General features: G+C 57.0%; 19 protein-coding genes and 1 rRNA gene. 2 read left to right on the top strand and 18 right to left on the bottom strand.

The window, feature by feature from the left end:
• Positions 1 to 201: 201 nt before the first annotated feature.
• From DSM100238_RS06790 to DSM100238_RS06760, 7 genes are all read right to left on the bottom strand, one after another.
• Positions 202 to 3,357 (bottom strand): bifunctional [glutamine synthetase] adenylyltransferase/[glutamine synthetase]-adenylyl-L-tyrosine phosphorylase, encoded by a 3,156-nt coding sequence (locus DSM100238_RS06790; RefSeq protein WP_152355930.1) that lies wholly within the window; start codon positions 3,355 to 3,357, stop codon positions 202 to 204.
• Positions 3,358 to 3,971: 614 nt separating this feature from the next.
• Entirely contained in the window at positions 3,972 to 5,024 is a 1,053-nt protein-coding gene (locus DSM100238_RS06785) for a UvrD-helicase domain-containing protein (protein WP_152355929.1), read from the bottom strand.
• Complete coding sequence (locus DSM100238_RS06780) at positions 5,011 to 6,714, bottom strand: ATP-dependent nuclease (protein WP_152355928.1); 1,704 nt, start codon at positions 6,712 to 6,714, stop codon at positions 5,011 to 5,013. Before DSM100238_RS06780 ends, DSM100238_RS06785 begins: the two co-directional genes overlap by 14 nt.
• A complete protein-coding gene (locus DSM100238_RS09765; protein WP_152355927.1) occupies positions 6,715 to 9,714 on the bottom strand; it encodes a GIY-YIG nuclease family protein in 3,000 nt (999 codons plus the stop codon).
• Positions 9,704 to 11,227, bottom strand: a complete 1,524-nt coding sequence (locus DSM100238_RS06770; protein ID WP_152355926.1) for an Eco57I restriction-modification methylase domain-containing protein — start codon at positions 11,225 to 11,227, stop codon at positions 9,704 to 9,706. Before DSM100238_RS06770 ends, DSM100238_RS09765 begins: the two co-directional genes overlap by 11 nt.
• Positions 11,220 to 11,918, bottom strand: coding sequence for a DNA methyltransferase family protein (locus tag DSM100238_RS06765; RefSeq protein ID WP_152355925.1), 699 nt, complete (start codon positions 11,916 to 11,918; stop codon positions 11,220 to 11,222). The genes DSM100238_RS06770 and DSM100238_RS06765 overlap by 8 nt, the downstream gene beginning before the upstream one ends.
• A 2-nt stretch (positions 11,919 to 11,920) precedes the next feature.
• A complete protein-coding gene (locus DSM100238_RS06760; RefSeq protein WP_167511095.1) occupies positions 11,921 to 12,142 on the bottom strand; it encodes a hypothetical protein in 222 nt (73 codons plus the stop codon).
• A 74-nt stretch (positions 12,143 to 12,216) separates the two neighbouring features.
• Between DSM100238_RS06760 and DSM100238_RS06755 the strand changes: the two genes are divergently transcribed.
• Complete coding sequence (locus tag DSM100238_RS06755) at positions 12,217 to 13,668, top strand: ApeA N-terminal domain 1-containing protein (protein WP_152355923.1); 1,452 nt, start codon at positions 12,217 to 12,219, stop codon at positions 13,666 to 13,668.
• A gap of 97 nt (positions 13,669 to 13,765) precedes the next feature.
• Here the strand turns inward: DSM100238_RS06755 and DSM100238_RS06750 are convergent, their stop codons facing one another.
• From DSM100238_RS06750 to DSM100238_RS06720, 7 genes are all read right to left on the bottom strand, one after another.
• Positions 13,766 to 13,972 (bottom strand): hypothetical protein, encoded by a 207-nt coding sequence (locus tag DSM100238_RS06750; protein ID WP_152355922.1) that lies wholly within the window; start codon positions 13,970 to 13,972, stop codon positions 13,766 to 13,768.
• 332 nt (positions 13,973 to 14,304) lie between these two features.
• Positions 14,305 to 15,174 (bottom strand): methylenetetrahydrofolate reductase [NAD(P)H], encoded by an 870-nt coding sequence (gene metF / locus DSM100238_RS06745; RefSeq protein WP_152355921.1) that lies wholly within the window; start codon positions 15,172 to 15,174, stop codon positions 14,305 to 14,307.
• A 1-nt stretch (position 15,175) separates the two neighbouring features.
• Positions 15,176 to 17,482, bottom strand: a complete 2,307-nt coding sequence (metE, locus tag DSM100238_RS06740; RefSeq protein WP_152355920.1) for a 5-methyltetrahydropteroyltriglutamate--homocysteine S-methyltransferase — start codon at positions 17,480 to 17,482, stop codon at positions 15,176 to 15,178.
• Between the two features lie 462 nt (positions 17,483 to 17,944).
• The gene (locus tag DSM100238_RS06735; RefSeq protein WP_152355919.1) at positions 17,945 to 18,505 is read right to left on the bottom strand and encodes a SixA phosphatase family protein; all 561 of its coding nucleotides are present in this window, start codon (positions 18,503 to 18,505) and stop codon (positions 17,945 to 17,947) included.
• A 29-nt stretch (positions 18,506 to 18,534) separates the two neighbouring features.
• Complete coding sequence (locus DSM100238_RS06730) at positions 18,535 to 19,656, bottom strand: tRNA (adenine-N1)-methyltransferase (RefSeq protein ID WP_152355918.1); 1,122 nt, start codon at positions 19,654 to 19,656, stop codon at positions 18,535 to 18,537.
• 107 nt (positions 19,657 to 19,763) lie between these two features.
• Positions 19,764 to 20,720 carry an ABC transporter ATP-binding protein gene (locus DSM100238_RS06725; RefSeq protein WP_152355917.1) on the bottom strand — a complete coding sequence of 319 codons (957 nt, stop codon included), beginning with the start codon at positions 20,718 to 20,720 and terminating at the stop codon, positions 19,764 to 19,766.
• A gap of 225 nt (positions 20,721 to 20,945) precedes the next feature.
• Positions 20,946 to 21,266 carry a putative heavy metal-binding protein gene (locus tag DSM100238_RS06720; protein ID WP_152355916.1) on the bottom strand — a complete coding sequence of 107 codons (321 nt, stop codon included), beginning with the start codon at positions 21,264 to 21,266 and terminating at the stop codon, positions 20,946 to 20,948.
• 212 nt (positions 21,267 to 21,478) lie between these two features.
• Between DSM100238_RS06720 and DSM100238_RS06715 the strand changes: the two genes are divergently transcribed.
• A complete protein-coding gene (locus DSM100238_RS06715; protein WP_167511094.1) occupies positions 21,479 to 22,018 on the top strand; it encodes a DUF308 domain-containing protein in 540 nt (179 codons plus the stop codon).
• 90 nt (positions 22,019 to 22,108) lie between these two features.
• Here DSM100238_RS06715 and DSM100238_RS06710 read toward each other — a convergent pair whose 3' ends face one another.
• From DSM100238_RS06710 to rrf, 4 genes are all read right to left on the bottom strand, one after another.
• Positions 22,109 to 22,432 carry a branched-chain amino acid transporter permease gene (locus DSM100238_RS06710; RefSeq protein ID WP_152355914.1) on the bottom strand — a complete coding sequence of 108 codons (324 nt, stop codon included), beginning with the start codon at positions 22,430 to 22,432 and terminating at the stop codon, positions 22,109 to 22,111.
• On the bottom strand, positions 22,429 to 23,325 hold the full coding sequence (locus DSM100238_RS06705) for an AzlC family ABC transporter permease (protein WP_205730707.1): 897 nt from the start codon (positions 23,323 to 23,325) through the stop codon (positions 22,429 to 22,431). Before DSM100238_RS06705 ends, DSM100238_RS06710 begins: the two co-directional genes overlap by 4 nt.
• Before the next feature lie 129 nt (positions 23,326 to 23,454).
• Entirely contained in the window at positions 23,455 to 25,266 is a 1,812-nt protein-coding gene (locus DSM100238_RS06700; RefSeq protein ID WP_152355975.1) for an AMP-dependent synthetase/ligase, read from the bottom strand.
• A 646-nt stretch (positions 25,267 to 25,912) separates the two neighbouring features.
• Positions 25,913 to 26,023: ribosomal RNA gene (gene rrf / locus DSM100238_RS06695) — 5S ribosomal RNA — on the bottom strand; the annotation flags it as partial.

The following is a 26,023-nucleotide window of genomic DNA, read 5'->3' as shown; positions in this document are numbered from 1 at the left end:
CGGATGTCGGCAACTGGGTGTTGTGTTCAGACAAGGCTCACCTTCCTGTTGAGAGGTGGCCACCTTATGTGACCTAGCCAACTGTAGGACGATTCAGGGACATGCCGGCGCCCGACGGCGAGTGACCGTGAACGCCGGCGCGCGCCCTCCAAATGGGACGGTCCCGTTCGGGGGCGCGCGCTTGGACTTGCCGGCGAACGCTTATTGCTGCCCGTAAAACAGGCGTTCGACGACTTCTCGACATTGGCGCATCAACGCGAGGATGTCGTTTTCAAAACGCTGACCACGATTCGCCCCGTATCCGAGGTACACCGCCATGCCGCCGAGGGAATCAAGGTCGTCAGGCAGGATGTCCGCCCGGGTGGCACGCCCTGACCACAGATAGTTGCCGTTGCGGGCGGCGGTGCAAATCCGCCATGCGCGACGCAGCGTGTCCGCATCTTTGCGCCCGACGATTCCTTCGGCTTCAAGCGCATCAAGCGCCCCCATCGTGGAGCCGGTACGAAGCTGCGGGCAGGTGCCGGCGTGTTCGAGCTGCAACAGCTGCACGGTCCATTCCACGTCGGACAAGCCGCCTTTGCCGAGTTTCAGATGCCGGTCGCGACGCACTCCCCTCGGCAGGCGTTCGGCTTCCATACGGGCTTTGAGCTTGCGGATTTCGCCGATCTGCTGTTCGGTCAACGGCGAGGTCGGATAGCGCATCGGGTCGGCGATGTTCGTCAGGAAATCGTGGGCGAGCACACTGTCCCCGGCGGCGAATCGTGCACGGATCAACGCTTGGCGCTCCCATGTGCTCGCCCACGACCCGTAGTATTCCTCACAGGAGGCGTAAGAACGAATCAGCGGCCCGTTCTTGCCTTCCGGGCGCAGGTCGAGATCCAGGTCGATGCGCGGTTCCAAGGTGGACGGACCTTGCAACAGCGCACGCACATCGTCGGTGACCTGTCGGGCATACGAGCCGGCGAGCGCCTCATCGGGTGTCTCCTGCCCGTCTGTTCCGGTGCCATTTGCCCGATAGACGAGAATCGCGTCGGCATCGGAACTGAAGTTGATTTCCCTGCCGCCGTACCGTCCCATGCCGATGACCGTGATATCCGCAGGATACCCGTCCAAACCCATCATGTCGCGGCGGTGCTCCAACGCCCAGCGCAAGGCGGCGTCGATGATTGCGTCATACACGTCGGTCATGCCGGTCAGGGTGGCGTCGTCGTCGATGACACCGCTCATCCAGCCCAAGCCGATGCGTTCGATTTCATGTCGTCTCATGGCTCGCAGCAGCGTGGCTGCGTCTTTCAGGCTTGACCGGTTGCGGGCGATGATGCCGTCGCATTGCACGTCGAGACTGGCGCGGGTGCGCGGTCGGAGCTCGTCGTCATCGCCCAGCCAGGTCACGGATTCGACCGAACGGTTGAGCGCGTCACCCAGGAACCGCGAATTGGAGAGGATGTGGCACAGCCGTTGTGCGGCGGATTGGGAGTCACGCAGGAACCCCAAGTAGTCGCTGTCTTCGCCGAAATGTTCTTCCAAGCGTCTCCAGTTGAGCAATCCCATATCCGGGTTTTGCCCTTCGCCGAGCCATTGGAGGACGGCCGGAAGGAGGATGCGGTTGATGCGCGCCGCGCGTGACAGCCCGTCGGTGAGCGCTTTGACGTGTCGCATGGCGGCGTCCGGATCGGCGAAGCCGATGGATTCGAACCGTTCGCGGGTCGCCTGGTCGGACAGGGTGATCTGGTCGTCGTCCATGCGTGCGCTGATCGGCAGCATCGGGCGGTAGTAGATGTCCAGATGCAACCGTCTGACTTCGCGTCGCGTCTCATCGTAGCGTTCGACGAGCTCTTCGGGGTGCAGTCCGAACGCGCGGGACAGTCTGCGAAGTTCATCATTATGGCTGAGCGTATCGATATCGATATCCCGCTTGCGTTCAAGACCGCCGATGCTGCCGGCCCCCAAATCGGGGAACAAGTGGGTGCGTTTGAGTTCCCACATCTGCTGACGATGTTCGAGCACCCGTTCGAACCGGTAGTCCTCGGCGAGTTTCACGGATTGCTTACGCGAGACGTACCCGCCGTCCGCGAGCGCCTTGAGTGCGTCCAACGTGCCGCGTTTGCGCAATGTCGTGTCAGAACGCCCGTGCACCAGCTGCAGCATTTGCACAGTGAATTCGACGTCCCTGAGCCCTCCCCGGCCGAGTTTGATCTCCCGGTCCTTGAGATTGTCAGGAATGAGCCGTTCGACACGTTGACGCATCTGCTGGCAGTCTTGGACGAAATTGTCGCGTTTGGATGCGGACCAGACGAACGGGCGGGTCATGTCAAGATAGGCTTGCGCCAGTTGCTCATCGCCTGCGGCCGGCCTGGCTTTGAGCAACGCCTGGAATTCCCAGTTCTGCGCCCACTGCTCGTAATACGTGCGGTGCGATTCGAGACGCCGGACGAGTGGACCGTCCTTGCCTTCAGGTCTCAGACCGCCATCGATCTGCCATAATGGCGGTTCGGTGGATCCCGCGATGACGGATTGGCAGACGCGTTGCAGCATGGTGCCCAGACGGGTGCCGATGCGCGTGAGCATGGTAGTACTCGTATCGCTGTCGGTGGGTTCGACCACATAAATCAGATCGACATCGGAGACGTAATTGAGTTCCTGGGCTCCCAGCTTGCCCATGCCTATGATGCTGAACCGGCATCGCGCGCTGTCTGGGGTCTCATGCCGGGCGATGGCGAGCGCCGCTTCAAGCGCGGCGTCCGCGAGATCCGAGAGCGCCTTGCTGATTCTCGGCTGAATATCATCAGGATGCTCCGCCGTGGCATCGACCGCGATGATGGCGGCGAGTTGACGACGGTAGGCGGCACGCAGGCGGTCGGTGGCCTCAGCAAGCGGCAACGTCGCTTGATACGCGAGATGCGTCTGGCCCTCCGACTGCGCATCCCCCAGCTCGAGACTGACCGCTTGCACGGCGTCAAGAAGCTTGGCCACCCGCTGCGCATGGTTGTAATCGCAACTACGGCATGGATCCAGAGCTGCCGCGCGGATCAGATCGGGACGGGTGCGCATGAGTTTACCCAGCTTGTCACTGGATCCAAGCACCGCGATGAGCTTGCGAGCTGCGGTATCATCCTCGAGAATGGAGTGCAGGCCGTCATCGTGGGCAGGCAAGCTTTCGATGATGCCGACAAGATTGTCGAGAGCGGTGTCCGGGTCGAGGGCGCTCGCCAATGCATCGGCGATGTGGCGGATATGCTCGGCGTCCACGCCGTATGCATCGAGCGCAGTGAACGCCGATCGTGCCTCATCCAACCGTTGGAATCCGATATGGATGAGGTCACGGGTGCTGAACGGATATGCCGGCGAAGAATCCATACTTCCAATATACGCCAGCCGTTGCGGGGTATGGCGGACGCGAGCGTACCGCCCAACTATCTATCTGCTTGTGATGTGATTGAATAGTCGCATGGCGGCGCAATAAGGCGCTCGCGGACTGCCTGTCACTAGGCTATCGGCGCACGGTGCAATGAAACGACCGCATGGCAAGAAGATACTCCAAAGTTCCCGGCGCCCCCGCCCTAATACCAGCCCAGTGTGCGATATCAGAGTCACACCGCAGACAGATACCAGCCGACAATGCGTTTCCTGGTACCAGCTCGGCATGCGACAATACAGCCGCACGACGATGACGGGATACAGCGACGACGTGTTCACTGCGTGCATGCGACAGGAAAAAACGACAATGACGCCCGCCCCCTCCACTCTGCTCCCCCGACAAAAGGAAAGGAAACAAAACAGGGGAACAGGGTGGAGGAGAACGGGTGTCACCCGTCCCACGTTTTACCGGAATTGACCTACCAGCGGTTGATGTGCTTGCCACGCGCCTTGACCAGCACGCAACCCGCAACGGCCACAGCCATGAACTCTGGCTTCGGTCGTTGCCCCTAGCGTTGAAGACATATGCGAGCGGTTTTCTTAGTCATGGTCACCTATATAACGAGGCAGAGATCGCCACTCGCCCTCGTTAAGGCAACATACAACTTCGCCTTAGTTTCATCCGCAAGTATTGTAGTCTTGTCTTGAATCCACTTCTTCATCTCGCCTGTCGCGAATATGGCGACGTCGCCAAGCGTAAGCCCCTTCGATTCACCCATGTTCATCCTATGACAGTCAAAGGTATCTGCGACTTTGTTATTCCATGTCAATATGGTAGGCCGCTCTGTTCTTGCGTCGACCCATGCAGCGAAGTCTTTCTTTTTCAGCACGGTGACTTTGCCTTTCGGTTTTGCGAGTCGCTCATCGCTCGGCCGAACGGGCTGATATTCAGGGTAGAGCCGGTTGGCGTAGCGCATTACGTCTGCTGAGCACCTGTATGTAACCGAGAGCGTGGTGGTATCCAAGCCGTACGATGTCTTACATTCAAAGAACTCGAAGATATCATGCAGGTTCTTATATTTGGCTTTCCAACATGTCCGGAAGGTCTGCTGCCTCGGGTCGCCTACGACCACCATGTCGTCAGCATTGTTCATCATCGCAAGGATGAAATCGTAATCGTAACCGGCGAGATCCTGTGCCTCATCGACCAGGATGACATCGTAGATCGCGCATATCCGATGAATGACCTCGCCGCCCCATTGCTCATTGCAGTAGACGGCCAAATCAGCAAGAGAGGTCCTGTATACGACGCCCGGCTTGGCACAGAAGTATTCCTCCATACCACGAGTAACGCCACTGCGGCGACGTGGCTCATTGTTGTTGAAGAGCATACGATCGACTCGATGCGTGAAACTCTGAGCTGGAAATGGCCTTACACCATGGGCGAGCAGAAAAGAGAACCAGGTCATGATGGTGATATTTGTGGGAAGATGCCCAAGCTTGTCGATAACCGCGGCCCGAAACTCGCTAGCGTTCGCTTCGGTGTATGTCAGATAGAGCACACTCTTATTCGTATAGCTTTCGACTGCGATATTACGGAGCAGAGTCGTCTTGCCGGTGCCCGCGCCAGCAACGATTATCCTCTTACGGTCTTCAGCATTTCTCATCGAGCCAACGTATCCCTTCGCTTATATATTCGGGAATGCCTACTTTTTTACCAGCATCAAATAGCGCAAGAGCGGTATCGGTCTTATTCCCCTCCATGTATTTAAGAAGGCTTGCATTGCAGTCACCTTTTCGCCCCAAGATGTCCTCAAGGCGTTCTAAGCCATTCGCTCTCAGCATCTCTGCTTCGAGGGTATTCCAGTTGAGCTTCTTATCCGGGTCTACGCTAGTTGGATCCGGTTCAAATTCCTTTCGGACGTAACCCAGGCGCACATAGTCGATTGAGGAATAATCTTCGTACTTCTTATCGAGGGCTGCGGTATTGCCGTCATTGTCGGTAAGAACAAGCACGCGCTTTTTGATGGATTTCGCGATCTGGAGGAATCGGAGAAAACCGCTTCCGACAGAAATGACGTCAATCCCATCCTCGATCGGCAGTCTGTTGTTGTGGGTTTGCCGATATGCCAACTGTACGATTAGCTCGTCTGAAGGGCCTTCTACCAGGATTGCCGCCTTCGAAAGCACGAGCCGTAAGGTGTCGTACCCAGGCAGCTTCCTGAAGAATCTCAGCGTTTCCGGGGAAAGGTCTGCGAGCGGAGAACAATGAGGCTGTTGTGAATCGCTACCTACGATTTGCAAGTTCTCGAGGCCAAGCACGTTTGCCACATAGCTCGAATGGGTCGTGACGATGACTTTACGGCCATCCGCACCATCAGCAATCAATCTGATGAGTTTGCTCAGATTTGTATGGGAAAGATGGTTCTCGGGCTCCTCGAAGAGCAGCAGGGTCGTCTTCTCTGGGCGTTCCTTGGCCAGGGCGATGCCGGCCTGTATCATACTTTGCGACCCCGCGCCGATATGCCCATAAGGTACGCCTTCGAGACGGACAACGATGTTTTTCTTCCAAGAGTCCGTCGTGCCATGGTCGGTGGTGATGTCTATGTCACCAATGCCTTCGATACCGATGGTCGGCAGTGAGCCATTGGCTTTCTTAAGCGCATCTTTGGCACTCAACATATCGAGAGCGATACGGGCTTCCTGGGCTAGCGCCATCTGGTATTTCTCATCCAATCCATTAATCAGGACGCGGGCTGTGCGCTCGTCCGCCCTGCTGCCCTGCCAGTCGCCGGCAGGGTTGATCATCACGGACCGGACGGGAATCTTTCGAGGCGTAATAGGCGCGTCCCCGAAGGTCATCCACTTCGCCTCGTAGTATTCGATAGGCAGACTCTTGAGGCTGCCTTTATGCAAGCTTTCGAGCTCGTCACGATAGTCCTCATCGAAAATGACGGAGAACGTGAATCCGCAATGCCTACTCTTCTCGGAATTGACAGCACCTGAAAGGTATTCAGCGATATGGCCTTCGCCGCCACTGAGATACACCTCAATCTTGATTTCGGGAAGCCTTGAGAAGTCACCCGAGCCTGCGTTGTCGATAAATTCAGTGACGTCATCATTGTTAAATAACGCCTGCGAAAGAGCTCTTTGGATGGGTTCTCCTCGGTATAAGCCCGTAAGGGCAAGGTGTATTGCTTCGAGGATGGTGCTCTTCCCTTCGCCGTTATCGCCTACGATTATGTTCAGCTGACGCGTCATATAGACGGTCAACGGCTCGCGAATGCGCTTAAACCCGCTGATAACGACCTTTTCAATGTCAAATTGCACTCTAGGTTCTTCTGTCGTCATACTCATCTATCCAATCTTCAGCAGACCCTGGTAAAACACACTTGGAAACATGAACTTCCTCGACGGTTTCTTCTTCTTGTCATCACTGTCAAACGTTACATCGATATACGAGCCATTCAGGTTAACGATGCGCCCGTAGCCGAACGCCTTGTGGAACACGGTATCACCCTCGGATAGCGCATCCAGCTGCTCCCGGGTCACGGCAGGCTTCGCAGGCGATACCGCCTCGGCAGCAGGAGCCGTGGCGGATGTATGGCTATTCCCGGACATCGACGGTTCGGACTCGTGACTTTTTGTTATGGGATCAGTCGCAGGCGGCGTGGCCGCCGAAGGCTTGACCACGGTATTGCCGGCAGCTCGCGATACCCTTGGTGCGCCGTTTGCGCTTGCCACGCTCTTTGTCGGACGAGCCAGTCCATTCGGAGCCACCATCGATTCCTCTTGTGCCATGGCCATGTACTCGAAATCAGAGAGCGTTGTGTCGAAGAGGCCCACGCGTTCACCCTTGTGCTTGTCCATGCCCGTGTAGGTGAGCGAGGAGTCCTCGTAACGGCGGAATTTATAGACGGCATCGTTCATGAGCCCGTCGTTGAACACGCCGAGCGAAACCAGGAGCTCGAAATCCTTCACCGTGAGGCCGGTCACCTTTTTGAAGAGCCCCGGCTCGAGCTGTGTGATGACATCCTTGAGTGTCTGCTCGCGGTAGTCGGTCAGGTACATGAACACCGGTATGCGCGTCGCGAACTTGATAAGCTTCTCCTGGATCTGCTTGCGCTTGCTCTTCAGCTCCTTCTCCTCCTCGGATATCTCCTTCTTCTCCTTAGGAGTCAGATCCCCCTTCCCGCGTTTGGCCTTCTTGATTGCATCCGACCTGTTGATGATGGTCTCGATGTCCTCGTTGAGGTTGCGGAACCCCTCGATGCTCATCAGGGCGCGCATGGCATCATCGTTTGCCAGGATGCGGCGCAACGTGTCGTTGTCCACGTTCACCAGCAGTGCACTCTCCCAGCGCCTTGCCAGCAGCGTCGCCGAAGTGCCCGCCATGGCGATGTCGAGGATATCAGCCGCGCTCACAGGGCGCATGACGCTGCCGTCGTAGGCGAGCACGGGCAGGAAGTTGATGAACTCGCCCACCTTCTGCTCAGGCCCCTGGTTCTCATCGACCTTGAGACGGCAGCTGTAGTCGGAGACCATGCGCAACGAACGGTCGAGCGCGAAGTCGAAGACGTAGCACTCCTTCTTCACTATCTCGGTCTCCCCCGCATCATTACTGACCGTCCATGGAGACTGCACACGAAAGGCGGCCTGGAAGTACGTCTCGGGGCTCTTCATGTTCGTAAGCATGAAGATGCCGCACCACGGCTTCACGGTGACCCCTGTGGTGAGCTTCCCGCAAGTAAGCGTGATGGTCCGCGAGTTCAAAGGGTCCTCCATCGACTCGCGAACCCTGTCCAGCGCCGCCGCCCCTATCCCGGCCTCGGAGCCAGCGCAGACATTCACCGTATAGTCGTGAAAGAAGACGTTCTGAGGCTCACGCAGCAGGTTCCGCATGGCATAGCAGCTGTTCACACGCGGGAGATACCACAACGTGTGGTTGAGCACGCGCAAGAGGCGTATGTCCGAGTACGGTAGCGCCGGCTTCTCGGAACCGAGCTTGAGATCGTCGACGGCAGAGGGCCTGTAGGCGCCACGTATCAGGTCGAGCCATTTCTGCACCGACTCCTTGAGCACGAACTCGGCGTCGTCTCCCTCGCCCCTCGCCTCGAAGAAGGCGTTGAGGTCGAAACTGTTGTACTCGCCGCCGAGCGCCACCTTGCGGATTTCGTCGGGCATCTGGTAGGTGAGCATCACCATGCGGGGCAGCGAAGCGTAAGGGTTCGGCTTCCCCGGGTGCTCCCGGGGCCAGGCCTCCTTGGCCGCCTGCTCGTCGGAGTATGTCCAGTTGTAGATCTGCTCCTCGATGAACTCGCCGGAGTTGAGCGCACGGAAGGGCGTGCCGGAGAGGAAGAGGTAGTACCGTGTCACGATGGGTAGGTCGCCCTCGTCTATCTCGTTGCCGGTGTTCACGTGGCCGACGCGCGTGTCCATGTCTTCCTGGGTGTCGCGCTCGTCCTCGTCCTCCTGCTCGAACAGCGTCTTGGAGTTCTCGTTCCACGCGCCGAAGTGGTACTCGTCGAAGATAACGAGGTCCCAGTCCTCCTCGCGCACCCACTCGTGCTGCGGCTTGATGCGACCGGTGCTTTTCTCACGCCCGAGGAAGTCCTGGAAGGAGCCGAAGCACACAATCGGGCGGTCCTTGTCGGCTGCCTCGTACTGCGCGGCGATGTCCGGCCTGCCAGGTTCCTTCGGCCTGCTGATGAACTGCCAACCCTCGAAATCCACATGCGTCGTCAAATCCTCCTCCCAAGCGGTCTGCACAGCCGGCTTGAAAGTAAGCACGAGCACACGCTTGAAGCCCATGTCCTTGGCGAGCTCGTATGCGGCGAAGGTCTTGCCGAAACGCATCTTGGCATTCCACAGGAATTTGGGCGTGCGAGCACCGCCCTCACGTTCGACGGAGCGGAAGTACGCCTCTGTCTTGTGAACGGCAGCCTCCTGCTCGGGTCGCATCTTGAAGTCCTGCGTGCGCCTCTCGGCGTTCTCCGTGCGGTCACGGACCGCGAGGTAGGCCGCCCTCACGTCATCGACAGTGCAGTGAAACCACTCCGTCTTCTTACCGTCGCGGTCCCTCAGGCGCCGGAAACCGTTGGCCTCGAGATTAGCGTGCACCTCGTGATCCATGAAGACCGTGCCATCGGTACGCATTGCCGGTTCGATGAAAACAACCTCATAAGGTTTCTCACCGGGTTTGAGTGTCGGGTAGTGCTCGTGCATGCGCTCGTCGATGGCCCGCGAGGTATAGCCCACCTTGAGAAGCCCCTCGAGCTCTGGGTTGTTCGGCTCTCGATAGGCGTAGATGATAGGCTTAGCATCTGGACGTGGTGGAAAGAAGTCCTTAGTTGGCATCTGGATCACCAGCCTGGGGCATCGGCTTAATCTTTGAATCTATATAATCTATTTCATCTTGAGTAAGTCCGTACTTTGAATACAGACGCTCGTCAGACCATGCTTGAGAGAAATCTTGTATTGGTACGAATTTGAAATTCGCTTTGGACAGGTGCTGAGTCGAAGTAACCTGAAGAATAAGAAAACGAACAAACTTTGTTCGGATATAGGCATCTAAGTTTCGCGCTTCAGTCTCAGTATCGTAGGCTCCGATGGAAAGATAAGTCTCTGTACAGACTTTGCCAGGCTGAGCAACTTCAAGAACAGATATGATTCGACGTTTGCCCTCTGAATCTGTTTGACCCGCATGGTCATGAGTTAGATACGAAGTGAACACCTTCCATTTATCAATCCAACCCACTCCGGAGGTAACCTTTTCCCGCGGAAACTTGCCTTCTCCGCCATTCCAACGAAGAATCAGGTCGCCAGACTTCTCCGGACGAACGAAGGTTCTCAGCCCGTAGGGCTTCTGTGAGGATACAATCGTATCCATTGTTGGCTCATTGAGCTGCTCAACTTTTTTTATGATGCGAAGTGCCTTCGAGCTCCTGATAAATGTAGGATATTCACCGAGATCCCTCATATAAGTATCGGTTTTCCCATTCACTGAGGTAGTCACTTCACAGTCGCCTCTGTAATCGCGCTGCCAGAGGAAATAGCAGACGCCACCAGCAATATCAACGCCAGGGAAGCAGTCAGCAGAGTTGGGATAATCGACGAGACGTCTTATGCGCCTGTCATTCAACATTTCCTTGCGGAATGAATCAAGCCCACGCCCCCCATCGAACCAGCGCGCCGGAATAATAAAAGACATGAAGCGAGGGTTAAGTTTTTTCGCTTGCTCGACAAATTTATCGTATAAAGGAGTAGCGCTTGCTTTTTGTCCTCCGTCACTGAGTTGGTATGGCGGATTGCCAATAATTACATCAAACTTCATGTCTAGAACCTTTGCGGGATTGTCAATATGAATGAATTCATAGGCGTATTGCTCTAGGTCATCGTCGCGGTCGTAAGCCTTCTTCGAGGCCCCACAGTATATACAACGCCCGTCTCTCCAAGTGTGTTTGATGTTCTTGAAGCGGACGTTGCCCTCGGCGTTGTCGAAGTGTACGACTGAGTACCTGCTGTTCGGATATTTGGAGCAGTACAGACTTCGCCTCGAGAGCAGGCTCGTGAGCTCGGTGATGGCGATGCCGAATATCTGCTTCTTATAGATGTGCTCCAACCGTTCCTGAAGGTCTGGGTACTCGCTCTCGAGCCCATGTATAAGTCGCTTGGCAATCTCACGCAGGAAAACACCAGACTTGCATGCGGGATCCAGAAACGTCGCATTCGGGTCACTCCAGATTTCTTGCGGCAAGAGATCGAGCATCTTGTTAGCGAGTTCAGGCGGGGTGAACACCTCGTCGTTGCTCAGATTTGCGATGCAACTCAGCACATCCGGGTTGTAAGTCGTCTCAAAGAGACTACTCAACGTTCATCACCTCGTAGAAGCTGGTTGGCGTGTATTCGCGTATGGGTTTTGGTATCAGCGAGCCAGTCTCTTGGTCGAGCTCCCACTCACTTGCGGGCGTGCCGTTTGAACCAAACAACGGAATCTGTGGCTCATCGGCGCTGCCCTCGAGCATCTCGTCGAGTCGGAAGTCACGCCGCTTCACCTTGTCACCCATGACGATGGACCACTCCGAAAAGATGATCGGCTCATCGGTGTCGTTTCCATACTCATCGACTGCCTTGAGGCTCAGTGCATTACCATCGAGGATGTTTCTCCCAAGCACAAAGCGCGCCGCGCCGAAGAAAGCGGGGTTCGGGCTTTCCTCCGCAACGCGTCTATATCGTTCCTCGACCATGTCGTAGAGCCGACTACGGCACGCCTCGACGTTGTCGTGCAGCAGCTCAACTCCGTATATGCTGCCGATGGCCACGAACGCATACTTCTCCCATTCGTGCTGGGACTTGCGATAGCGCTTGTCCACAACGTCAAGCTTGCGGCGCAACACCTCCACGAGGAAGTTGCCGTCGCCGCATGCGGGCTCGAGGAAACGCGAGTCAATGCGCTCGGTCTCCTGCTTCACCATGTCGAGCATCGCGTTGACTTCACGCTCGTTGGTGAAGACCTCTCCGTGCTCCTGGACACGCTTTCGTGACTTGACCTGCCCCGCCATGGCTACTCCTGTCCCGACGACTCGCTGATTGTGCAAGAGCGCATGAAAACGGAGAAGCCCATGCCCCGGAACCGCACGGCATCGGATTCCGTCTCCTTGATGTTCTTCGGATCGCACATGGTGATGGTGGTCGCGTCTCCCCCGACGAGCTGTTCCCGGAGCTCGGTCTGGGTTGCTCCGCTGTGGACAAGTTTCGAGTACTTCACCTGATGCATCTTCCTCATATGCTTGAATACAAGTTGAATACAACTATAGTTCTATCATCGACGCAACACAGAACATAACTTGCTGGGGGTGCTTGAACATTTTGAAGAGCAGAAAATTTCCTACGGCGTCATGGGCGCTGAACAGCAATGCTGATTTCACAAGCGAAGGGGTTCAAGGAGATGCATCCTTCACTGGAAAAAGCGTAGAACTCGACATTCCCATAGGATGCCTCCTTGACAGGGAGCCCGTCAACGGCGCGATCATCTACGGCTCGGCCCCGATAGAAGCACCAGCAGCCTTCGGCTTCTGCCAGACAGGGGAGCGAATCACACTCATCGATCTCTCTACTCCGGGGCCGGGATTTTCAATTCCCGGAACCAAATACGAAAACTTGCGTGCGACCTCTGCAATAGTCTGCAATACTGCATTTGTACAGCCAAACCCTGTCATTAGGAGCCTTACCCTCAAGATCTCCGGACTCTGGAGATGGGTGGGGAAACACTTTGGCGAAGTTGAGTCGAGATATCAGGCACGGAAATGGATAGACACATCCGCAATCTGGAGCAGTGAGAACTGCGAAGATCTGCCGCTATTCGGTGATGACGATATGACAATCATGCTTCATCCCGTAATAACGATGAGGAACCATCCCCACCAGCAAGAGTTCAACATCAGAGAGGATGTCAACCTTCGTTTTACAATGAATAACCCAATGCCGTTAGACAACACCATGGACAAATGGGTCTATCCAATGTGGAAGATGCTCACTTTCTGCATGGGGTTTAGGTGCTCTATAGACGAAATCAAGATACAGACTGCCGACGGGCATAACGCCAGTTGTTTCCTCCCCCTTATTGAAGGGGAAGAGGAGCCCAGCGATCGCCAACTCGACCGCATGCCTCTGCCGTACACCTTCGTCTCCAAAGAGCTGCCGGACATCTTCAAGCACTGGCTAAACCTAGATGAAGATGCAAAACGCGCCGCGACAATACTGATCGGCGTACAGAGTGGCAAAGGAATTAGCCTGCTCGACCCAATGTTTACTACAGTCGCAGGAGCTTTCGAAGCAATCTCTCGGGTTGGGGAGACGTCCAAAGACATGGATAGAGCCAGATACAAGAAGATTCGAAAACAGCTTAATACGTGCCTCGATAATCAGGAAGACGCTAAATGGGTCCTCGGAAAGTTGAATAACATACCTCCGGCCAGTTACTACGCTAGCGCCTTGATGCAGAAGCTCGGCGCTTTCTCGGATTATGTGACCCCAGACAACAAGCGATTCCTGCAAGATTTGCGCCGCAATCGAAACGCCTATATACACCAGACATCCGCTCTCGATAATAAATCAAAGACACTGTCTGACAGAGAGCTCTATTCTCTTACGATGGCTATTAAAGTGCTCTGCTACGGAGCAATAATGACGCAACTTGGGCTGGATACAGCCACCGTTCTCAAACAGTTCCAGACGACCCATTTTTGTGAAGCGGAAATACATCTTGCAAGAAAGATGTACCCGCTTCAAGAAGACGGTACCAGCCGCTAAATATTGCTCTGTCATTAAGAACCTCAGCCCCCCGTGCGAGTAACCAGTATTGTGTACCACTGGCGCCAGCCGACAGCGATGACATTGCGCCTCTCAACTACTGCCGATTGAAATAGTCGATGCCATCATCGGGAAGGAAGTACGCATGAATGCACCCGTGGGCGGATACGACGGCGAAGTTGTTTCCAGACCGCTGATAGTACACCGTTTCGTCATCCTCGGGTTCCGGCTTGTGAAAAGCATCTGGCTCCTCGACGACCTTGGCAGATGCACGCTCGTATGCATGTGGCAATGCGAAGCCCATGTCCTTCCCACGTTTTTCTCATAGTGTTGATCGAGACCGTCTGTGCTGCAGAACAAAAATACGCCGACAGACAAGGCAGATGCTGAACCGCTATTCCGCCCCTAGGCAGGAGTAGCGGACATCTCGTCAGAAGGATACAAGGAAGGTGAGGATAACGACGGCGAGAGTCTCACGCTTCGGTCTGATGCCGCGCACGGAGGCAGAGACAAGAGACCACCCGGGATGATAACAGCCGCAACACTCACACGCAACCCCCGCACGCCACATAAAAAGCCGGCGGACGACGCACCATGAATGATGCGACCGTCCGCCGGCTTGTTGCAATAGATTACTCAGGCGAAGTCCGTGCCCGTGTGCGCGGGCGAGAACAGATCCTCGACGTTGTGCCATATCTGCCGTGTGATAGCGGGCTTGTTCATCGAGTACAGGTGAACACCGTCAACCCCGTGGGCGACAAGATCGGCAATCTGGTTCGACGCGTAGATGACACCCGCCTGTTTGAGTGTCTTCGGGTCGTCGCTCCACTTGTCAAGCAGGGATTCCAGGGGCAGCGGCACACGTGACGAGCACATGCGCACCATGCGCCTAATCTGCTTGGCATTGGTCACCGGCATGATACCCGCCTCGATTGGCACATCGATGCCTGCGGCACGCGCCTTGTCAAGGAAGTGGTAGAAGTCCGCGTTGTCGTAGAACAACTGGGAAATCAGGTGGCTTGCGCCCGCGTCAACCTTGATTTTGAGATTGCGTATGTCCTCGTCAAGGTCGCTCGCTTGCGGATGACACTCTGGGTAGCATGCCCCGAAAATCGTCATATCCGGGTCATGCTCGCGAATGTATGCGACCAGATCGCTGGCATGTTCGAACGCCCCCGCGGGTTCGCGATCGGGCACCGGGTCGCCGCGCAGCGCGAGCACCGCGGACACCCCCGCTTGCCTGAACATGTCAAGTGCCTCGTCGACCTGCTCCCGCGTGGTGTACTGCGCGGTCAGGTGGGCGACGGCAGGAATGTCATACTCCTTGCGGATGGTGTTCGCGATGCGCGCAGTCGCTGTCCGGTCAGACGACTTGCCGGTTCCGTAGGTCACCGAAATGAAGTCGGGGTTGAGGCCTTGCAGCCCGTCGAGCGTGTCGTAGATGGTTCCCACCGGCGCGTTGCGTTTGGGTGGGAACACCTCGATGGAGAACATCGGCTGGTGCATGTCACTTCCCCAGTCGTGCGCGCACCGCCTTGGCGGCGGCGACCATATGCTCCAGGCTCGGCCAGGTTTCCGCGTTGCCACGGGTCTTCAGACCGCAGTCGGGATTGATCCACACCTTGTTGACGTCCATCTTGGCGAGGATCTCGTCGATGCGATGCTCAATCTCCGCTTCGCTCGGGATGCGCGGCGAGTGGATGTCATACACGCCGGGGCCGGCCTCGGTCTCGAAGTTCGCGTCATGGATCGCGTCAAGCACGACCAAATCGCCACGGGAGGCCTCGAAGGAGATGACGTCCGCGTCCATCGCGTCGATATCGCGGATGATGTCGTTGAACTCCGAATAGCACATATGCGTGTGGATCTGCGTGGTGGGCTTCACAGCGGAATGCACGAGACGGAACGCAGGAATCGCCCAATCCAGGTACTTCTTGTGCCAATCGCTCTTGCGCAGCGGCAGCTTCTCGCGCAGGGCGGCTTCATCAATCTGGATGACCTTGATGCCGGCCTTCTCCAAGTCGAGTACTTCATCGCGGATGGCGAGCGCAAGCTGCTGGGTCTGCAGTTCATGGCTGACGTCCTCACGCGGCCAGGACCAGTTGAGGATGGTCACCGGGCCGGTGAGCATGCCCTTCATGACATGCTTGGTGCGCGACTGCGCGTAGGCGCTCCATGCGACGGTAATCGGCTCGGCGCGGGAGACGTCGCCCCACACAATCGGAGGCTTCACGCAACGGGTGCCATAGGACTGCACCCATGCGTTCTTGGTGAACAGGAAGCCGTTGAGATGCTGGCCGAAATATTCGACCATGTCGTTGCGTTCGAATTCGCCGTGGACGAGCACGTCGAGGCCGATCTGCTCCTGATGCTTGATGCATTCGTCAATCTGCTGCTTGATGAACTCGTCGTACTGTTCACGGGTGATTTCACCCTTGCGCAGGCGTGCGCGTTCGGCGCGCACTTCCTTGGTTTGCGGGAAGGAGCCGATGGTGGTGGTCGGCAGCAGCGGCAGGCCGAGTGCCTCACGCTGCAGCTTCTGGCGTTCCGCGCGAGCGGGCTGGCGGACGAAATCGTCGGCGGTCAGCGCGGCGAGACGCTTGGCGACAGCCTGGTCCGGGGTGACGCGGGTGCCGTCGAACAGCGCTTGGTTGTCGGCGAGTGCCTTGACGTCGCGGCGTGCGGTATCGTCCTGGTCAGCCAACACCGCGATATCGTGCAGTTCGCCGAGCTTTTCCACGGCGAATGCGAAATGCTTGAGCACCTGCGGCTCGAGGCCGGTCTCCCCTTCGGTGCTGAACGGCACGTGGAGCAGGGAGCATGCGGTGGAGACGGCGATGTTGTCGGTCTTGGTGCGCAGCGCGTCGATCACGCCGAGGCTGACGGCGTAATCGTTGCGCCAGATGTTGCGTCCGTTGACGACGCCGGCGAAGATGGTCGTGCCGTCGGCGACACCGTACTTGTCTACGGCGGCGAGGTTTTCGTCCTTGCCTTCGATCAGGTCAAGCCCGATGCCGTCGAAACCGAGCAGGTTGACGGTTTCGTAGATGTCGGCGATGTGGCCGAAGTAGGTGTTGAGCAGCAGTTTGACCTTGCCGCCGCGGGCGGGGAGGATCTTGGCGTACAGGCTCTTGAACAGTTCGACGTCCCCGTCTTCCTTGTCGAGCACGAGGTACGGCTCGTCGAATTGCACCCACTGGGCTCCCAGTTCGCCGAACTTGCCGAGCACTTGCGCGTAGACGGAGGCGATATCGTTGATCAGTCCGCGGTCGAATTCGAGTTCCTCGGCTTGCGGGTCACGTGCGAGTTTGAGGAAGGTGTACGGGCCGATGAGCACCGGCTTGGTGATGATACCCAACGCTTTCGCTTCGTTGAACTCGTCGAACGGTTTGGTGCTGGCCAGGTGAATTTGCGTGGAGCTTTCAATCTCCGGAACGATGTAATGGTAGTTGGTGGTGAACCATTTCTTCATCGGCAGGGCGGTCACATCGCCTTTGTCGCCTTGATAGCCGCGGCCGATGGCGAACAGCGTGTCCTCAGGCTGGTCGAAGCCGAGACGCTGGTAGCGTGCCGGGACGGCCCCGAGCAGGATTGCGGTGTCGAGCATCTGGTCGTAGTAGCTGAAATCGTTGCTTGGGATAAGGTCGATGCCCGCTTCCTGCTGCAGCTTCCAGTGCTCTGCCCGCAACTGCTTGGCGGTGGTACGCACATCATCGAGCGTCTTGGCGCCTTTCCAGTACCCCTCGATGACTTTCTTGAGCTCTCGGTTGCTGCCGATGCGCGGGAATCCGGAAACCGAAGTCAGTGCTGTCATATGGCTGTCCTCCAAAATCGAAATGGATATCTATTGCAACGCGCTCACCATATCAAAAATCCTCGCAACAAGGTCATCAGCCGATTATGGGTGTCGTTATAAACCCGAGTTATATCATTGGCTCCCCCGGCAGGCACAACATTCGATGCCATGCTGTCGGAGCCCGCACAACGCGCGGTTTTCTGCGGATGCCGCCGGCATTGGCGGTACGTATGCGATTGCGTCGATCAGCGTGGATTCCGAAGTCGATTCGCATGTATCGAGGGCAGAGAGCCGGGGAAACGCGTCAGATGAAAAAGTTTGCCTGACATCAAAGCAGGGGTTATGACGCCCACGGTATACTCCGCTGCCACATGGCCGCAGACCGGATGCCACTTCAACGACAACGCCGTATGCGATACCGTCGCCGGAATGGATATCCGCGCCATCGAATCGCCATCGCATAGCGGTCCTTCACTCACATCAATCGCTCAAATCCTTCGGATTGAGCACCGCGAGCAGATCCGCGGCATGTACCTGCCAACTCGAGAACGGTTCGTCGGATCCGAACACCACGACCGTCGCCGGCGACAACCCCAACTGGAGCAGATTGAGCAGAGACTGCTCCGAACGTTCCGAAGCGATCCATTGGCATGCGATGGACACCGTGGGTTCATGGCCTACGATCATGAGCTTGTGGTATTTGTCCGGCGTGTGCGCGATTTCGTCGAACACCGCTTGGACGCCACCTTCATACAGGCTCTGCCGATAATCGACTTGAGGGCCGTCTCCGAACACTTTGAGCATCCGGTCCAGCGTCTGTTCGGCGCGCACCGCCCCGGAACATGCGATCCGATCGGGAACCATGCCGAGCGCCTCGATGCCGCGCGCCACATTCTTCGCCTGTTTACGCCCTTTGTCCGTCAACTCCCGGGCACGGTCACCCGCCAGATTCGCCGGTTCGGTTTTCGCGTGTCGCATCACCAGCAGCACATACCGATACTGGCCGGCTGTTTTGGCGATCTTCTTTACCGACTGTGTCATTCCATACCTCTTTCAGCTTGACTATGCCGTTATTCCAACGTAGCGGAATCATCGTCACGGGACGCGGCATCACTGATCTCATAATCATCACGCGACGAGGAAATGTTGGCGACCTGCATGTCAAGATCGCGCAAGACTTTGCGCAGTTTCCTGTCGGAGATATCACGCAGTTCCAGATCCTCGAGCTGCGCCGCCCGCTGCTGTGCGCTCAACTCGTCGACATCGGTGGTGGTGTCCTTGGTCGCACGATCGCGCTTGTGCAAGGCGTGGCATCCTTCAGCCATGGCACGGGTGACGATCAGGAAACCGGTGTGCCCGATCATCTGGTGGTCCGGACGCACCGCAAGCCCTTGGGCTTTCCAGCTGCGTTCCAAAGTCTCCTGGATGTCCGGTTCGGTCCACACCCCGGATTGCCGCAAGGATTCGGCCATACGGCTCAACTGTGTCGTCGTCGTGACATACGCGACCAGCACCCCGCCGAGCGCGATGACACGATACGCCTGTTCCAAACGATTCCATGGGTCGAGCATGTCGAGCACGATTCTGTCATAGGCATGCTCCGGCAATTGGCTCGAGACACTGTCGAAATCCCCAATGCGAAGATCCCACCACCCTGGGCGTTCACCGAAATACACCGTCGCGTTGCCGAGCGCGACCTTCGCGAACTCCGGTCTCATCTCGATGGTTGTCAGCGACCCCTCGCACCCCACGGAGTCCAGCAGATTCAGGCTCATCGCCCCGGAGCCGGCACCGGACTCCAACACCCGCATGCCACGTCTGATATCCCCCAGCTGGATGACCTGCGCGATATCTTTCGGATACATGATCTGCGCGCCCCTGGGCATGGACAGGACGTAATCGGCGAGTCGGGGGCGCATCACCGCATATTCCCAACCGCCGATCGCACGCGCGGACTTCCACGGTTTGCCTTCATCGCGTTCGGGATGCTGCTGGTTGACCTGCGCCTCACGCTTCGCTCTGACTGTCGTGACCACGATGCCTTCGGTTCGCCCGATGATCTGGTCGTGCATGATCAAGCCGTGCTCGGTTTGAGTCGTACCGCCCACAATCAGCTGGTCGGTGATTCGTTTGCCCTTCCGGTCGGTGAACTGTACTTTCTCACCCGCCTGCAACACTCCTCGGTTCGGCATACTGTCCTTTCCGCGCATCGTGCGCTGTTGACTCCCATGTTCTATGGTATCGCCGCCGTCTGGATGCCGGGCGAATCTATCGCCATGGCATCGTGGCGACCTCGCAATCAGAGGGCGGATGAGATGGCGTAGGCGCCCCACCTGCCGTGCTCATGCGTGACATTGAGCTGCAAACCGAATATGCTGCTCAGTCGCTCGGAGGTGAAACCTCGCTGAAGGTCCCCTGCGTAGACGATGGTGCCCGGTTGTGGGTTCCCGCCGGCGACATTCGTCTCATACGCATCCGCTTCGGAGCCATTGAGCCTGCCCATGATTGCCACATGGTCGAAGCCCTGCGGGATTTCTTCCAGCCGATGCGTGACGAGCACCACGGTTCGATCATGGTCTTCCCTGCCGATTTTGGCGAGCGCACGCAACGCGATTTCACGGCCGCCCAGATCAAGACCGGTTGTCGGTTCGTCGAGGATCAGCAGCTGGGGATCGGCCATCAGCGCGCGGCAGATCAGTACGCGTGTGCGTTCTCCTTCGGACAAGCGGTACATCTGCTTGCCTTCAAGATAGGAAATATTGAATTCGGCCATGAGCCGCCGCGCTTTCTCATACTCCGCCGGGGTATACGAATCGCGCCAGCGGCCAAGCGTCGCCGTGAGCGCGGTGACTACCGCGTCGAGTGGATCCTCTTGCGGGGGCAGTTCCCTGCCGAGCGATGCGGAGCTCAGTCCGATCAGGGGACGGTATGAGAATACATCGACTTTGCCTAATCTGTTGCCGAGGATATCGACCGTGCCTTCGGATGGGAATCCCCTGGTGCTCATCATGTTGACGAGCGTGGATTTGCCGATGCCGTTCGGGCCGAACAACACCCATTTCTCCCCTCGCGCGATGGTGAGGTTCACGTCAGTGAGAATCACTCGGCCGCGTCTGCGGAATTCAACGTCAGTCAGCTTGATCGCCGGGGAATCGTGCTGTTTCGTCTCATGCTCGTGAACAACGTCGCCGCCGGATGATGTCCGGCCGTCAATTTCCGGTGTCGTTCCCGTTGATGCAGGTTCAGTACTACTCATACAGGCCATCCTTTTCTTTGTATTGCCGTATTGTCGTATTGCAGTCTTGCCGATCCGGCTTGCGCCGAATCTATGCCGTTCTTGTTGCCGCTGCGAGCCACGCGTTGCAATGCAACCCGGTGCAATGCCTTTCGGCGTGGGGAATCCCATCGTCTCTGTCTGTCGTGCGGGATGTCCGTTTTCCGTACCCAGAAGACATGCGGGCGTGCCGTTGTGGCTGTCAGATCACGAAATCACGACCGCAGTGCCGCTTGCGGTGACCATCAGCATGTTCAATCCTTCACCCAGCGTCTCGTAATCGATATCCATGCCGACGACGGCGTTCGCGCCATACTGCTGGGCTCGTTGCGCCATTTCGTTGAGTGCCTGCTCGTGTGCGTTCATCAGTTCCTCCTCGTAGGATTGAGAGCGTCCTCCGAAGAAGTTTCTCGCCCCGGCGAACATGTCTTTGACAACGTTGACGCCCGAGACGACTTCGCCGAATACGATGGGCTTGTATTCGATGATACGGTGGCCTTCTACGCTTGGGGTGGTGGTCAGGATCATCTGCCAGCCTTTCTAGGATCCGCGGTTCTTGCGCGTATGGATGTTGAGTCGGTCAACCGTCATTCTATCCCGGGGACACGCGCATCATATTTCCGGACAATGTATGCTGTGGTCCATGGCGACGGCAGCATGGCGAGTACCATGAAAACTGACCAGACTGAAACGTTCATCGACGAAATGGTTGAAAGGACCGGCCAAGAATGAATTCACCAATGATCAGACCGATACTGTATGTGATTGTCGGATTGCTGCTGCTTATCAAGCCAGGCTCAAGCCTGCTCCTGGTTCAGCTCACCGGCGTCGCATTGCTCCTGTGCGCCGTGTTTCTCGGCTATTGCGGTCTTCAAGCGCGCAAAGCCGACAATGCTGTCGGCAATGAGCAGACGCTGACGCTTTTCTCCTGTGCGGTGTGTGCCGTGGTCGGCATCGTATTCTTGATTTCGCCTGGAGTGTTCGTCTCATTGGTGTTCGTGGCGCTCGGCATCATCATCATGGTATCGGCGGCGTTGGATCTGGTGCCCATCGTGCGGGGCGGCCACGCTTCCCGTCAGATCGGTGCGCTCGTGCTTGACGTTATCGCCCTGATTGTGGGACTCGCCATCATGATTCATCCCGGCGGTGCGAACGATATGCTGTGGCGGGTCGTTGGACTGTTGCTCCTGATCAATGGAGCGCTTGGCATAGTGGATACGGCGAAGAACCCGCGTTCCGCTGTCATTGACACCACGACGGCGGACCATGACCAGCAGTAAGCAGGAGTGTCTTGTGTCCAGGCACATGCCGGTGTCAGGACACAAGACGACCGCATCAGACCATATGCGTTGACCGTATGCGTGGATGCGTTACATCAGGTGGATGAGCACCATATAGCACAGCGTTCCTCCGACCATCGGCGTCAGCATATCGCGCCGCCACACATACAATGCCGTAACCACCAGCAAGGATATGAGTTCCGGCAAGCCGTGCGAGCCGCTGGTGATGCTCACATTCCTCAGGCAATAGACGACCAGCAGGCCGAATACCGCGGGCGCCAGTACTTTCCCCAGATACTTGATGACCGGCGGTATCGGGCGGTTTTCGGAGAACATGAGGTATGGGGTGAATCGCGTGGCCACTGTGCCCACAATCACCACGAGAATCGTGATCAGCTGTTGCTGCCAAGTCATTGTTCCCCCTCCGATTTGCTTCTGCGTTCCAATGGACGACGTATGGCGAGCAACGACACGAGGATGACCGTCATAGCCGGAATCATGAACCGTTCCGGACCGAAGACCAGGAGCGTGGCGAGCGAGCCCACAACCCCGATGAGTTCGCAGACATGATCGACTGCCACATGCTGCAGCGAAGTGCCGTCCTGGAGCCATTGTTGCAGGAAAATCGCCATGAACATCGCGGTCATCACGAAATCAAGACCGCGCAAGTCAACAGTGATGAGACTGCCGAATATACCGCCGATGGCGGAACCTGCAACCCAGTACATCTGGTCCAGGAACGAAACCCAGAAGTAGAACCAACCGCGATCGACATGCTCGTCCTGTGGGATGCGCGCCGAATAGTTGACGGAAAACGTTTCGTCGCTCGTCGTATAGATGAGATACGCCTTCTTCCAGCCCATATTCCGGTATTTGCCGAGCATGGCGATTCCGTAGAACAGATGACGCGCTCCGACCACCACCGCCGTCAGGAATGCGGATAACGGGTTGAATGACGATGAGAGAATCCCCACCAAGAGAAATTCCATGGATCCGGTGTAAATCACCAGCGCAGTGACGATGGGAAGCCAGAACGGGAATCCGTGGGTGGCCATCAAGACCCCGTATGTGATGCCGAGGAACAAGTATCCGGTCAATACCGGCAACGTGTTCGGCCACGCCCAGCGCAGCGCCGTAACCATGGTCCCCCGCTTGGATTCCGGCTGATTCGCGGGCACAGGCTTGCCGTCACGGGTATTTCCATGGTTGTCTGCCACGTCGGCGGCGTAATCACCTGCGACGGCGGGGGTGTCTACAGGATCAGCGGCGGCACTGCGGTCAGCACCGGCGACTGCATGCTCGTTCACAGTCCCATCCTCCCTCTCATTGTCAGCGGACCTATGCGGTGCGTTGGATTCCAATGTTACAAAAACTGAAGGCCGTCCGACGGTTCGGATCCGTCGGACGGCCTCGTTCCTGTCGCTTACAGATCGATGTTATTTCTTACGCGGCACATAAATCTGATGATCGATCAGATCCTTGTAATGGTCGACGATCACTTGCCGCCGTGCCTTGAGGCTTGCAGTCAACATGCCGTTCTGCTCAGTGAACGTGTCCGGCAGGATTTCGAACTTCCTGATGGATTCCGCCCTTGATACCAGTTCGTTCGCCTTATTGACCGCGCGTTCGACTTCCGAGTAGATGATCGGATTGTGGCTGGCCTCGGCCAAATCCTTGCACGGTTCGGCGCCTTGCGATTCCAACCACGCGTTCGCGTCGGCCAGATCGATGGTCACCAATGCGGCGATGAACGGCTTGCGATCGCCGATCACCACGCACTGATCCACAACCGGGGATGTCATGACGCTGGCTTCGACCTCACCCGGCGACATGTTCTTGCCGCCTGCGGTGATGATGATATCCTTCTTGCGCCCTGTGACTTTGATGTAGCCATCCTCGCTGATTTCACCGAGATCGCCGGTGTGAAGCCAGCCATCGACAATCTGGCTCTTGGTGATTTCAGGATGGTTATGGTAGCCCAGGCACACTGCCGGGCTCTTGATGCACAATTCACCGTCATCGGCGACTTTGAAGCTCACACCTTGGAACGGCTTGCCGAGCGTACCGATCCGGTATCCGACCGTCGGATTCACGCACGCCGGGGCGCAGGTCTCGGTCATGCCGTAGCCTTCCAGCAGCGGCAGCCCGACACCGTTGAAGAAATGAGCGATGGACATATCGAGCGGAGCGCCACCGCATACAGCATATTCGCACTGTCCGCCGAATACATCCATGATCTGCTTGTAGACCAGCTGCTTATAGATAGCATGCTTGATCCGCAAGGCAACCGGGATATCGCCCTTCTGCTGGGCGCGCGACCATTCACGGGCGACATTCGTCGCGTTCGCGAAGATGCGTCCTTTTGCTCCCTTGCCGGCCTTTTGGGAGGCGGCATTGTAAATCTTCTCGAACACGCGAGGAACCGCCAGCACGAATGTCGGCTTGAACGCGTGGAAATCCGTAAGCATCGTCTTGAAATTGCTGGACAGGCCGAGTGTCACACTCCCCGCGAAGCACACATACTGGATGTACCGGGCGAAAACGTGGGCAAGGGGCAGGAACAGCCACAAACGACGTCCAGGTTTGGTGACGACATCAGGCATGCTGATGGTTCCGGACATGATGATGAACACGAAATTGCCGTGGCTCAGTTCGATGCCCTTCGGTGTGCCGGTCGAGCCTGATGTGTACACGATGGTTGCCAAATCATCGCCCTTGACAGCGCGGGCACGCTCATAGAACTCTTTGTCGGATACCCCTTTGCCGAAGGTTTCGATCGCATCAAGCGCGTCGATGGCGATGACGTACACGTCGCCCAAGTCTTTGCACTCGTTGCGGACGGATTCGATTTTGTCACGTTGGCTGTCGTCTTCGGCGAATGCCATACGGACATTGGAATCGTTGAAGATCATACGGACTTGGGCTGGTGAATTGGTTTCATACACAGGGACCGTCACCGCGCCGATGGACATGATAGCCAAATCGAGTGCCGTCCACTGCCATGACGTGTGCGCGATGATACCGACCGAATCCCCCGGCATCACGCCGCGAGCGATCAGTCCCTTGGCAAGTGCAATCACCTTGTCTTTGAACTCGAGCGCGGTGAAATGCTGCCACGCTCCCTGTGCATCGCGATACTCGATGAGATGCTCATTGGGAGTGCGCTCGGCACGCTCCTCCAGGATGGTGAAAATACTCCGGTCCGAGTCAATGGGTTGAGTGAGCGGTTCACTATATTCCTTGATCATCTCGGTGGTCATACATGCTCCAAACAATATGGTCGTCACGGATGCAGGGCACATTCTCTGCGGGGCATCGTCACGAACGCTTACAAGAACAGTCTAATCACACGTCGGATATCTTGAGTACCACACTTCCCCGATGGTGCTTTCGGCTTCATAGCCTGTAAGCAGAGGCAATATATGCTGAGGTGACATGCACTTGAAGTTGAATACGCATGAAGTATACATGTTCATAAAGCAGACCGTATTTCCATCCAGCTCAAGAACACATGGTGTTGGGGAATCATATACTGTTCGGCAAATCAAGAGGTTTTCAGGCGTTGCAAGCGTCGCAGATATATTGCACGCGTCACTGATATATGGTGCTTCTGTGCACCTAACAATGTATCCCTATGTGGTGATGTGCGGGTGTTCGGGTTTCTGTCGGTCGTTCGTCGGCGTGGGCTTCCGCCAGTGCGTGGCGGCATGCGGTCCGGGGGTGCGTCGTCGCATCATCGCGTCGTCCCGCCCTCGTGCGTTTCGCGGCATGCGGCCGATTGGTTATCACCTGTGTCGGGCGTCCCCGTGTCATCCCGCCCGCGCGCGTGTGTGTTTTGGGAATAAGAAGGAGGGGGAGGGATGCCGTGTGGCGTCCCACCCCTCGTAGGTGTTGGTGCGGCGGCGTGCTACTCTCCCACATCCTTCCGGATGCAGTACCATCGCCGTGCCAGGTCTTAGCTTCCGGGTTCGGAATGGAGCCGGGCGTCTCCCCTGGGCCAAGGCC

This window comes from Bifidobacterium apri (assembly GCF_009299485.1).
Classification (GTDB): domain Bacteria; phylum Actinomycetota; class Actinomycetes; order Actinomycetales; family Bifidobacteriaceae; genus Bifidobacterium; species Bifidobacterium apri.
This window is presented reverse-complemented; position numbering and strand designations above follow the sequence as displayed.

Bases quoted from the DNA above. Each gene is read 5' to 3' on its own strand.
- DSM100238_RS06710 (WP_152355914.1), bottom strand. From the start codon at position 22,432: ATGACTTGGCAGCAACAGCTGATCACGATTCTCGTGGTGATTGTGGGC.
- DSM100238_RS06780 (WP_152355928.1), bottom strand. From the start codon at position 6,714: ATGAGTATGACGACAGAAGAACCTAGAGTGCAATTTGACATTGAAAAG.
- DSM100238_RS06700 (WP_152355975.1), bottom strand. From the start codon at position 25,266: ATGATCAAGGAATATAGTGAACCGCTCACTCAACCCATTGACTCGGAC.
- DSM100238_RS06760 (WP_167511095.1), bottom strand. From the start codon at position 12,142: ATGAGGAAGATGCATCAGGTGAAGTACTCGAAACTTGTCCACAGCGGA.
- DSM100238_RS06765 (WP_152355925.1), bottom strand. From the start codon at position 11,918: ATGGCGGGGCAGGTCAAGTCACGAAAGCGTGTCCAGGAGCACGGAGAG.
- DSM100238_RS06725 (WP_152355917.1), bottom strand. From the start codon at position 20,720: ATGAGTAGTACTGAACCTGCATCAACGGGAACGACACCGGAAATTGAC.
- DSM100238_RS06750 (WP_152355922.1), bottom strand. From the start codon at position 13,972: ATGGGCTTCGCATTGCCACATGCATACGAGCGTGCATCTGCCAAGGTC.
- DSM100238_RS06730 (WP_152355918.1), bottom strand. From the start codon at position 19,656: ATGCCGAACCGAGGAGTGTTGCAGGCGGGTGAGAAAGTACAGTTCACC.
- DSM100238_RS06720 (WP_152355916.1), bottom strand. From the start codon at position 21,266: ATGATCCTGACCACCACCCCAAGCGTAGAAGGCCACCGTATCATCGAA.
- metF (WP_152355921.1), bottom strand. From the start codon at position 15,174: ATGCACCAGCCGATGTTCTCCATCGAGGTGTTCCCACCCAAACGCAAC.
- DSM100238_RS06715 (WP_167511094.1), top strand. From the start codon at position 21,479: ATGATCAGACCGATACTGTATGTGATTGTCGGATTGCTGCTGCTTATC.
- DSM100238_RS06785 (WP_152355929.1), bottom strand. From the start codon at position 5,024: ATGAGAAATGCTGAAGACCGTAAGAGGATAATCGTTGCTGGCGCGGGC.
- metE (WP_152355920.1), bottom strand. From the start codon at position 17,482: ATGACAGCACTGACTTCGGTTTCCGGATTCCCGCGCATCGGCAGCAAC.
- DSM100238_RS09765 (WP_152355927.1), bottom strand. From the start codon at position 9,714: ATGCCAACTAAGGACTTCTTTCCACCACGTCCAGATGCTAAGCCTATC.
- DSM100238_RS06735 (WP_152355919.1), bottom strand. From the start codon at position 18,505: ATGACACAGTCGGTAAAGAAGATCGCCAAAACAGCCGGCCAGTATCGG.
- DSM100238_RS06790 (WP_152355930.1), bottom strand. From the start codon at position 3,357: ATGGATTCTTCGCCGGCATATCCGTTCAGCACCCGTGACCTCATCCAT.